We start from the raw sequence: 825 nt of genomic DNA, 5'->3' as shown, positions 1-825 counted from the left end.
ATAACCAATCTAGATAATGGGTATATACCCATTGTAGTTAAAAATCATATTTACGATCAGTAGCCCTAGGGGAATAATGAAAAGCCCAGTCATTTTCTCTTTTATGAAATTCACTGACATTATACGAATGCATTGATTCTGTATTATTCCAATCAACAAGACACTCACTTTGAGGAAAGCGTAAGAAACTACAAATTGTGATACCAACACCAATAAAGGTAAAAATATTAGTATCCCCATTGTAAGCATAAGCGGTTATAACAGCTGCAAAAACCAAGCCACCAATAAACATTATGCCACCTTGGATTCTGTGGCGTTTATTGATAATCTCTTGATTTTTCATATTTTCGGTCGGTTCAATTGCTTGAATTTGAGGGTATATAATGTATTCGTTTGTATTCATGATTTTATTATGGCGTGAATGTAATTAACGACCACTAATCCTTTTATTATAAGTATGTTGGCTTTAGTATAACTTGTTAACCAAATCAGTTATTAGGAATTTTCTAACAACTAAACTTTAGTTGCATGCGTACCAGTTTAAAGCATCTTAATAAAGGTTGAGGCTTTAAGGGCACAATTACTGCCCAATGCGGGGAAGTGTTGATCTATTGTTTTTGATAAATCCAATACTCGGATAGTATGCGCTAGTGTAATAAGCCCAATACGAGAGGTCAAAAGTTCGTTAGTTGTATCAAGTTTGTAGTTTAAAATGTTCAAAAACGCATAAAGTTTGGTTGGTTAATGAGGGGCTTGGTTGCCTTTGGTTTTCACCTAATGGGTGAAACTGTTTTTTGGTTGAAATCATTATGCCAGTTGGGGTTT

The 825-nt window shown here is 34.3% G+C and carries 2 protein-coding genes; both read right to left on the bottom strand.

The genetic code is table 11. The annotated features are described in order from the left end of the window. Positions 1-37 precede the first annotated feature (37 nt). On the bottom strand, positions 38-403 hold the full coding sequence (locus BAZSYMA_RS08680) for an SdpI family protein (protein ID WP_143243183.1): 366 nt from the start codon (positions 401-403) through the stop codon (positions 38-40). Positions 404-540: 137 nt separating this feature from the next. After that, positions 541-720: a hypothetical protein gene (locus BAZSYMA_RS09720; RefSeq protein ID WP_143243182.1), complete on the bottom strand. Its 180-nt coding sequence runs from the start codon at positions 718-720 to the stop codon at positions 541-543. Positions 721-825 lie beyond the last annotated feature (105 nt).

Origin of the sequence: Bathymodiolus azoricus thioautotrophic gill symbiont, assembly GCF_001298715.1 — a bacterium.
Taxonomy (GTDB): Bacteria; Pseudomonadota; Gammaproteobacteria; order PS1; family Pseudothioglobaceae; genus Thiodubiliella.
Note: the sequence above shows the minus strand (reverse complement) of the source record. Positions and strands in the feature narration are given on the sequence as shown.

Excerpts from the sequence above, each read along its gene's own strand:
- BAZSYMA_RS08680 (WP_143243183.1), bottom strand. The coding sequence starts at position 403 with ATGAATACAAACGAATACATTATATACCCTCAAATTCAAGCAATTGAA.